The organism is Pseudomonas huaxiensis, assembly GCF_003231275.1.
GTDB classification, from domain to species: domain Bacteria; phylum Pseudomonadota; class Gammaproteobacteria; order Pseudomonadales; family Pseudomonadaceae; genus Aquipseudomonas; species Aquipseudomonas huaxiensis.
In genome coordinates this window covers 36,559-44,906 of the sequence record NZ_QKVL01000043.1, presented here as the reverse complement: position 1 = coordinate 44,906, position 8,348 = coordinate 36,559, and the positions used below count along the sequence as shown (strand labels likewise).

The window sequence follows — 8,348 nt, the reverse complement described above, 5'->3', positions numbered from 1 at the left end:
GCGTGCAGCCCAGGTGATGGCTGACTACACCTTCGCATCCGTTTATTCGCAGTGGCTGGCGTTTCGTGCACTTGAGTTGAAGGAGGGGCGGCAAAGCCCGCTCTCCCAGATTCGCCGGATCTTGACGAAAAACGTTCTTCCGCACTTGGGGGGGGCAATCAATATTCGGGGTCAGCCGGCATGACCTTCAGGGTGGCTACCGAGCTTTGACGGGGCCGAATGCAAGCCTAGCATTAGGTATTTCAAGGTCGCACAACAGCTCATCGGTTGCCTTATCGAAATGCTCGATCAGGAAATCCAGTAATACACGCACGCGGGGAACCCGGTAACGACTGCCGTGTAATACCGCGTAGACGCCGGCCTCTTGGACACAAAAGGTAGGCAATAGGACTTTCAGTCGTCCAGCACGGATATCGGCTGCCGCATCCCAAACGGTCTTACGTGCGATGCCATGCCCTGCCAATGCCCATGTGCGCGCGAGTGCGCCATCATTTGTTTCCCATGCTTGGTTCATGGGTACGGTGTGGTTCCATTCCTGACCGTTCACCACAAAGTGAAAGGTGTTCAATGGACCTGCGGAAGTCACCAGCACGATGAACTTGTGGTTCGCCAAATCAGCAGGGGTTCGGGGTTCACCGTATCGCGCCAGATAGTCAGGCGAAGCGCACAGTACTCGCCAGTTGGGAGCCAACTGCCTAGCGATCATTGAGCTTTCATGTGGTTGTCCAAACCGGATTGCCAGATCGACGTCGTCCTGCACCAGATTCGACACCGAGTCCGACAGCGTCAGCGCGACGTATAGTTCTGGGTGCAATGTACTGAATGCCTCAAGCCAGTCATTCAAAAGATTGCGGCCAAAATCGGCAGACGCGGATACCCGCACCTTGCCACGCACCTCTGTTTGACTGGCTTGAAGCCCCGCTTCCGCCTCATCGATAGCCCGCAACGCGACCCAGCACTGTTGCAAATAAAACCGACCTTCTTCCGTGAGGCGCAACCGACGCGTTGTGCGATCAATCAATTTGGTGCGCAGCGCCGCCTCAAGCTTGATAAGGCGCGCGCTGGCCGCGGCTGGCGACAGCGCCAGTTTGCGTCCTGCGGCAGACAAGCTGCCAAGTGCTGCCGCCTCGACAAACAAACGCATATCACCCAACCGGTCAGTGGCCATATTCAATTCACATTTGATAGTTCATCAAAGGGTAGGCCAATTATCAAATCAATGGCAATTCATCACACTCATGTCTCCCATTCCGTTGAGCACAGGTCATGACCGGCAAATCACACTTTGAAAATGGCTCTTTCACGACATCGGGCAATACCGAATACCTCACTACCGAGCATCTCCCACTGACGGCCCTGTTGGCGCTGACAATGGGTAGCTTTATCGCCACCGCCAACGAAGCCGTGCCAGCAGGACTATTGCCGCAAATTGCGGAGGCATTTGGTGTGTCGCAAGCGTGGGCCGGTCAGATGGTGACACTATGTGCACTGGGCTCAGGGTTGGCGGCTATTCCATTGACTCTCGCGTTGCAGGGTTGGCGTCGGCGCTTGGTGCTATTACTGGCCGTCGGGGTGTTTTGCGCCTGTAATGCGGTGACCGCCCTGTCGCCCTGGTTTTCATTGACACTCGCTGCTCGCTTCATGGTGGGTATTGCAACCGGTCTGGCCTGGAGCCTGCTGGCCGGCTACGCCAGACGGTTAGTCGCCCCACAACTGCACGGTCGCGCTATGGCGCTGGCCATGCTCGGCATCCCTTTGGCGCTTGCCCTAGGCGTACCGCTTGGTGCCTGGCTCGGCAAACTGCTGGAATGGCGTTGCGTGTTCGGGGCTCTCTCGGGGCTCAGCCTTTTGTTGATGGCCTGGATCTATCTGAAAGTGCCTGATTATCCCGGACAACGCTCCGATCGACGCCTGCCGCTACGCAGGGTCATGCAAACCCCTGGTGTGCGACCGGTGCTGGCGGTGGTCATGCTCTGGATCCTGGCCCATTACACCCTCTATACCTATATTGCTGCGTTCCTGGCTTCTGTTGGATTGGCCGATCAGGTAGATCGGGGTCTCCTTTCATTCGGTATTGCGGCCTTGTTCGGTCTATGGATGATCGGCATGCTAATTGATGGCAGACTTCGGAGTCTGGTATTGATCAGCCTGACAGCATTCATCCTGGTTTCATTTGCCCTTGGGCTGGGTGACCTGCCCGCCAGTGCGATCTATATCAGCATCGTCTTGTGGGGGATGAGCTTCGGTGGTGCGCCAACCTTATTGCAAACCGCCTTGGCCGATGTTGCCGGTGACGGCGCTGATATTGCGCAATCAATGCTTGTCACCGTCTTTAACCTGGCGTTTGCGGGCAGTGGTGTGATTGGCGGCGTTCTCTTGGAAACCCGGGGGGCAAGCACTATTCCCTGGGTAGCGTTGGCGTTGCTGCTGCCGGCGCTGTTGATTGTCTCGATAGCCAAGAGGCATGCTTTCGGGCGTTCGTTGCTGCTGAAGCGTTGAGGATTTACCAGTCCTGAGAGGGTGGGCATAGGTGATCATCGAGGTTTCATTTGATTTGGCATCGATACTCACCTTGGTTTAACGGTGATCACTTCAGTGAACTCCCGCAACTGTGCTTGCGCCCGCACGTGAACGATTTCTGAAGGCGGTTAGGGGCTCTCCGATCAAGTCAGCACAGGCCATCTGGCCTGTGCTGAAATAACCCTCCGCCCAACTGCCCCAGCAAGCCTCTATCCCATGAGTCAGTTCTGCTCTGTAAAAACCCGGTTCCGTGGATTGGCCAAGAATACGGCGCAGATGACCACGCTGGTCGCCCTGTCGAATCTGTGGAGGGTGCGCCCGTAAGGGCAGATAACCAAGGTTCTGCCTTGGTTATCCAATAATCAGCGGCTGGGAACTGGGTTTTTCAGCATCCCCAAGTCGCCAATTCAGGTTGATGAGCGACTTGTTTGGAGTTTCCCTAACTCGGTAGAGATCGGTCTTGCTCAGTGGGGGCCGCGAGTACAAGTCGATAAGTTCAAACGGGCTGTGCTCCAGTGCCAATCAGCACAGTGGCTTGCTGTGCCGATTCAGGCCAAGACTCTCGTCAAGCAGAGCGTTCAACAAACTCCACGATCGCTTGACCAACTTCCTGAGTCGACCGGCTGCCACCCATGTCTCGGGTGGTGTCACCCTGAGCTATAACCGTCTCGATCGCTTTGAGAATGTCATCGTGAGCAGCCTGATAGCGAGCGTCCTCATCGCGCTTACCCAGGAACTCGAGCATCAGGGCGCCCGACCAGATCATGGCGATCGGGTTGGCGATGTTCTTGCCAAAGATATCCGGCGCCGAGCCGTGTACAGGCTCGAACAACGATGGGAAGTTACGCTCAGGGTTGAGGTTGGCCGACGGTGCAATGCCGATGGTGCCGGCACAGGCGGGGCCCAGGTCGGACAAGATGTCGCCGAAGAGGTTGGAGGCCACCACTACATCGAAGCGTTCAGGCTGCAGGACGAAGCGAGCGCAGAGGATATCGATGTGCTGCTTGTCCCAGCTAATGTCGGGGTATTGCAAGGCCATGGCGGCGGTGCGCTCGTCCCAGTAAGGCATGCTCACTGCCATCCCGTTGGACTTGGTAGCTGATGTGACGTGCTTGCGATCCCGGGTCTGAGCGACCTCAAACGCATACTTCAGGATCCGATCAACGCCACGACGGGTGAATACCGATTCTTGCAGCACGAACTCGTTTGCGGTGCCTTCGAACATGCGCCCGCCAAGGGATGAATACTCGCCCTCGGTGTTTTCGCGGATCACGACGAAGTCGATATCACCAGGCTGCTTGTTTGCGAGCGGGCAGGGCACTCCAGGGAACAGTCGCACCGGGCGAATATTCACGTACTGGTCGAAGTCGCGGCGGAATTTCAGCAGCGAGCCCCAGAGAGAGATGTGGTCGGGTACCTTGTCGGGCCAGCCCACTGCGCCGAAGTAGATCGCATCAAATCCTTTGAGCTGATCGAACCAGTCGTCCGGCATCATCGATCCATGGGCCAGGTAGTAGTCGCAGCTGGCCCATTCGAAGAATTCGATTTGTAGGTCAAGGCCGTGTTTGCGGGCAGCAGCTTGTACGACCCGAATGCCCTCAGGGAGCACTTCGTTGCCGATTCCGTCACCTGGAATGGCGGCAATTTTGAATGGCTTGCTCATTGGAAACCTCACTTGGTTAACACGCTGGTGAGGCCATGCTATAAGCTTGCGTTTCGGTGATAATCTCCTATCTCGTTTATTCTTTTTAAACAAAACGTGAACAATCTTCCCAATCTTGATGATCTCAATATTTTCCTTCAAGTGGCCCAGCGCGCTAGTTTCAGTGCCGTGGCCGAGGAACTCGGGATGTCTGCTGCGTTTGTCAGCAAACGCATCCGGGCGCTGGAAGAGGATTTGGGCGTACGCCTGCTTCATCGAACGACTCGTCGGGTAACCATCAGTGAAGATGGTGAAAGGGTTTACCTGTGGGGGCAGCAAATTCTCGAAGCGCTGCAACAGATGGGTGACCAACTCAGCGCGGGCAAGCGGGAGCCCACCGGCCAACTCCGTATAGCCAGCAGCCTGGGTCTAGGTCGCCGCTATGTGGCGCCGGCTCTGTCCGAGCTAGCCGCTCGGTATCCGCAATTGGATATCCGCCTGGATGTGCACGACCGCCTGGTTGACCTGGTTGCCGAAGGTGTCGACCTGGATATCCGGGTGGGTAATGCCATTGCACCTAACCTGATCGCCAAGCCGCTTGCTCGCAACCGTCGCGTCCTGTGCGCATCTCCCAATTACCTGAAGCGTCATGGCAAGCCCCGTGTTCTGGCGGATTTAGCCAGCCACGATTGCCTTGTGATCAAGGAGCGGGATCATCCCTTTGGCCTATGGCACCTTCGAGGGCCGCAGGGCGAGGAGACGGTGAGGGTAAGAGGCGGACTTTCGAGCAACCACGGAGAAGTGGCCCACCAGTGGTGTCTCGATGGTCGAGGTATTTTGCTGCGCTCCTGGTGGGATGTTCATGACAGCCTGGCCGACGGGCGATTGGTTCAGGTGCTTGAAGGCTATCAGCAGGATGCTGACATTTGGGCGGTCTACACCTCTCGTCTGGAGGGCTCCGCGAAGGTGCGTGTCGCGGTGGAGTTCTTCCGTCAATACTTCGCAGAGCGCTATCAGTTGCCTGATTGATGAGCTCTACAGCGTCGCAGCGCCAAGAGCGGCTGATTTACCCATCTGGCTTGATTCTGGTGCTCGCGGTTTTTCTCGATGGAAGGAGAAACACTGTAGGAGGGGGAGGAAGTAGTGTGTTGCTGACACCTCGTACCGGCAGCAACGTGCAGCTCAAAAGGTGCCGTTGATGTGGTTATGCGAAATCTCTATCGAGCGCGTAATGGGTCGTCTTTGCTGAACACCGTTGATTGCAGCAAGGGCTATTGAAGGCAATCTCGAGGTCGAGAAAGGAGGCTCTGGTGAGCCTCCCTCGTCGTTTTAGTGGCCGCCCAAGTACGCTTCCCGCACCTCCTGATTACCCAGTAGTTCTTCCCCCGTACCGGTCATCCTGATTTCGCCTGTCACCATCACGTAGGCTCGATCGCTTAGGCGAAGGGCATGGTTGGCGTTCTGCTCGACCAGGAAGATGGTCATGCCGGACTTTGCAAGCTCCCTGAGCGTCGCGAAGATCTGCTTTACCACGATGGGCGCCAAGCCCAGGGAGGGCTCATCCAGCAGCAGGAGTTTGGGCCGACTCATCAGCGCCCGGGCGATGGCCAGCATTTGCTGTTCACCGCCTGACATCGTCATCGCTCGCTGGTTGCGTCGTTCCCGCAGGCGAGGGAAAAGATTGAACATCTGTTCCCGATCCTCTTCGGCGTGATTCATGCCGATAGGGATGGTGCCCATGAGCAGGTTTTCTTCAACAGTCATGTCAGGGAAGACGCGTCGACCCTCGGGCGACTGTGCGATGCCATTGGACGCAACGAAATGCGTGCTTTTTCGCGTGATGTCCTGGCCTTGATAAACGATCTGTCCGCTGCTGGCTCGAGGTTGGCCGAAGATCGACATCAAGAGCGTAGATTTGCCTGCGCCGTTGGCTCCGATGAGACTTACCGTTTCGCCTGCATTGATGTGCAGGTTGACCTTGCGCAGCGCCTGAATGGGTCCGTAATGCACATCTACGTCTTTGAACGCCAGAATCGGGGTGCTCATGCCACTTCCTCCTCTTCCGCGCCGAGGTAGGCTGCGATTACCTTCTGGTCATCCTTGATGTCTTTCGGCGTGCCTTGGGCGATGACGAGCCCGTGATCCAGCACGATGATGTGATCCGAGATGCTCATGACCATGCCCATGTCGTGTTCGATGAGCAGCACGGTGAGTTTATGGTCGTCGCGCAACCGGCGAATGATGCCGCTCAAGGCAATGGTCTCAGCAGGGTTCAAACCCGCCGCGGGTTCGTCGAGACAGATCAGTTCCGGGCCGGTGCACATCGCACGAGCGATTTCCAGGCGTCGCTGCTGGCCATAGGAGAGCTCACCCGCCAGCCTGTTGCAGTGCTCGACCAGGTCGACTACCTCCAGCCAGTAGAAGGCCGTATCGAGCAGCTTGCTCTCCGCTTTGCGGTAGCCTGGGGTATTCAGGATTCCGGTCAACAGGTTGCGCTGAGCCAGCATGTGCTGAGCGACCAAAAGGTTCTCCAGGACGGTCATTTCCTTGAACAGGCGGATGTTCTGGAAAGTGCGCGCGAGCCCAGCCCGGTTAACCAGGTGCGTTCCACCGAACATCTTGTACCTGAGCCGCGAGCCGAACTGGCCCGGACTGATGAAGTCATGCGCCTTGAATGGCTCGCCCAACACCTTGATGACGTCGGTCTGCTTGCCTTGCGCGTTGAGCAGGATTTTCCCGCCAGTGGCTGAGTAAAAGCCTGTCAGGCAGTTGAAGACGGTGGTCTTGCCGGCGCCGTTAGGGCCGATCAGCGCAGAGATCGAATGCCGTTTGATCGCAAAGTTGACATCGTTGAGCGCCTTGATGCCGCCGAAGTGCATCATGAGACGGTCCACGGTGAGGATATTGTCATTCATGGTGCTACTCCTTTGCGCGGTGCGATGCCGATCCGATTGATGCGAATCAGTCCGCGTGGACGCCAGATCATCATGAGGACCATCAGGATGCCGAACATCAGCACCCGGTAGTCGGCGAAGCTACGCAGCAATTCCGGTGCGATGGTCAGGACGAATGCCGCAATCACTACACCGACGGTAGAGCCCATACCGCCCAGCACGACAATTGCGAGAATCAAGGCGGACTCGAAGAAGGTGAAGGAGGTGGGGTTTACGAAGCCCTGATAGGTCGCGAAGAACACTCCCGCGATACCAGCAGTCGATGCACCGATCATGAACGCCGACAACTTCACCAGGACATGGTTGAGCCCCATGGAGCGGCACGCGATCTCATCTTCGCGAAGTGCTTCCCACGCTCGGCCCACAGGCATGCGAGTCAGGCGGTGCTTGATGTACAGCACGGCCAGCACGACGAGGAGCAACACCGTGTAGATGAAGATGAACTTCATGTTCGAGTTGTAGGTGACCCCGAAGAACTCGTGGTAGGGAACACCACCGTCTTTCGCACGTCGAGCGAACTCAAGCCCAAAGAAGGTGGGAGAGGGTGCGGTCATACCGTTGGGGCCGTTGGTGAACGAAACCCAGTTGGTCAGCACGAGCCTGATGATTTCCCCAAAGCCCAAAGTGACGATCGCCAGGTAGTCGCCATGCATTCGTAGCACCGGGAAGCCGAGCAGCATCCCTGCAAAGGCCGCGAATAGTGCCGCGAGTGGCAGCATGCTCCAGAAGCCCAAGCCAAGGTGCTCGTAGCCGAGCGTAAGACCGTAAGCGCCAATCGCATAAAAGCCGACGAAACCAAGATCGAGGAGGCCGGCCAAACCAACCACGATGTTGAGGCCCAAGCCCAATAAAACGTAGATGAGACCGAGGATAACGACGGTCAGTAGATACTTGTTTGCATAGAACGGCAGGATTAGTGCCATGACCACCAGCACAGGTACGACCCAGCGCATGTGCGATGCATGCCCTGGAGGTTTCACGCCTACTCCGCCGCCCGTACGATCGAAGCGTGCAATGAGCGAATGACCAGTGGCGGTCTGCAGGAAGAGGCTCAGCACAAGCCGGCCAGCCATGACGGTACCTACAATCCATGCAACGCGGTCAAAGCGAAGGGTGAAATCGTAGCCCTGCAGAACTACCCCGACGATAGGCCCGAACACGATCATGGCGACCAGCCCTGCCATCACGGTGTCAATCAGGGCCTTCTTGATATTGATGCTTTTCATGTTATC

General features: G+C 57.0%; 7 protein-coding genes and 2 pseudogenes. 4 read left to right on the top strand and 5 right to left on the bottom strand.

Annotated elements, in window-relative coordinates; all coding sequences use genetic code 11:
• Positions 1-184: pseudogene (locus DM374_RS33865) on the top strand (hypothetical protein); the annotation flags it as partial.
• A gap of 12 nt (positions 185-196) precedes the next feature.
• Here the strand turns inward: DM374_RS33865 and DM374_RS27595 are convergent.
• The gene (locus DM374_RS27595) at positions 197-1,168 is read right to left on the bottom strand and encodes a LysR family transcriptional regulator (RefSeq protein ID WP_110972740.1); all 972 of its coding nucleotides are present in this window, start codon (positions 1,166-1,168) and stop codon (positions 197-199) included.
• A gap of 98 nt (positions 1,169-1,266) precedes the next feature.
• Here DM374_RS27595 and DM374_RS27590 point away from each other — a divergent pair, with 98 nt between their 5' ends.
• Together DM374_RS27590 and DM374_RS27585 are read left to right on the top strand one after the other, a co-directional pair.
• On the top strand, positions 1,267-2,499 hold the full coding sequence (locus tag DM374_RS27590) for an MFS transporter (protein ID WP_110972739.1): 1,233 nt from the start codon (positions 1,267-1,269) through the stop codon (positions 2,497-2,499).
• 243 nt (positions 2,500-2,742) lie between these two features.
• A pseudogene (locus tag DM374_RS27585) lies at positions 2,743-2,844 on the top strand (IS5/IS1182 family transposase); the annotation flags it as partial.
• 241 nt (positions 2,845-3,085) lie between these two features.
• Here DM374_RS27585 and DM374_RS27580 read toward each other — a convergent pair.
• Complete coding sequence (locus DM374_RS27580) at positions 3,086-4,183, bottom strand: tartrate dehydrogenase (protein WP_110972738.1); 1,098 nt, start codon at positions 4,181-4,183, stop codon at positions 3,086-3,088.
• 96 nt (positions 4,184-4,279) lie between these two features.
• Here DM374_RS27580 and DM374_RS27575 point away from each other — a divergent pair, with 96 nt between their 5' ends.
• A complete protein-coding gene (locus tag DM374_RS27575) occupies positions 4,280-5,191 on the top strand; it encodes a LysR substrate-binding domain-containing protein (protein ID WP_110972737.1) in 912 nt (303 codons plus the stop codon).
• A 300-nt stretch (positions 5,192-5,491) separates the two neighbouring features.
• On the opposite strand, the gene DM374_RS27570 is transcribed toward DM374_RS27575, so the two are convergent.
• The 3 genes from DM374_RS27570 to livM are packed head-to-tail and all read right to left on the bottom strand — an operon-like array spanning position 5,492 to position 8,342.
• The gene (locus tag DM374_RS27570) at positions 5,492-6,208 is read right to left on the bottom strand and encodes an ABC transporter ATP-binding protein (RefSeq protein ID WP_110972736.1); all 717 of its coding nucleotides are present in this window, start codon (positions 6,206-6,208) and stop codon (positions 5,492-5,494) included.
• Positions 6,205-7,077: an ABC transporter ATP-binding protein gene (locus DM374_RS27565; protein ID WP_110972735.1), complete on the bottom strand. Its 873-nt coding sequence runs from the start codon at positions 7,075-7,077 to the stop codon at positions 6,205-6,207. Before DM374_RS27565 ends, DM374_RS27570 begins: the two co-directional genes overlap by 4 nt.
• Positions 7,074-8,342: a high-affinity branched-chain amino acid ABC transporter permease LivM gene (livM, locus tag DM374_RS27560; RefSeq protein ID WP_110972734.1), complete on the bottom strand. Its 1,269-nt coding sequence runs from the start codon at positions 8,340-8,342 to the stop codon at positions 7,074-7,076. The genes DM374_RS27565 and livM overlap by 4 nt, the downstream gene beginning before the upstream one ends.
• Between the last annotated feature and the right edge of the window lie 6 nt (positions 8,343-8,348).

Bases quoted from the DNA above. Each gene is read 5' to 3' on its own strand.
- DM374_RS27595 (WP_110972740.1), bottom strand. From the start codon at position 1,168: ATGGCCACTGACCGGTTGGGTGATATGCGTTTGTTTGTCGAGGCGGCA.
- DM374_RS27590 (WP_110972739.1), top strand. From the start codon at position 1,267: ATGACCGGCAAATCACACTTTGAAAATGGCTCTTTCACGACATCGGGC.
- DM374_RS27580 (WP_110972738.1), bottom strand. From the start codon at position 4,183: ATGAGCAAGCCATTCAAAATTGCCGCCATTCCAGGTGACGGAATCGGC.
- DM374_RS27570 (WP_110972736.1), bottom strand. From the start codon at position 6,208: ATGAGCACCCCGATTCTGGCGTTCAAAGACGTAGATGTGCATTACGGA.
- DM374_RS27565 (WP_110972735.1), bottom strand. From the start codon at position 7,077: ATGAATGACAATATCCTCACCGTGGACCGTCTCATGATGCACTTCGGC.
- livM (WP_110972734.1), bottom strand. From the start codon at position 8,342: ATGAAAAGCATCAATATCAAGAAGGCCCTGATTGACACCGTGATGGCA.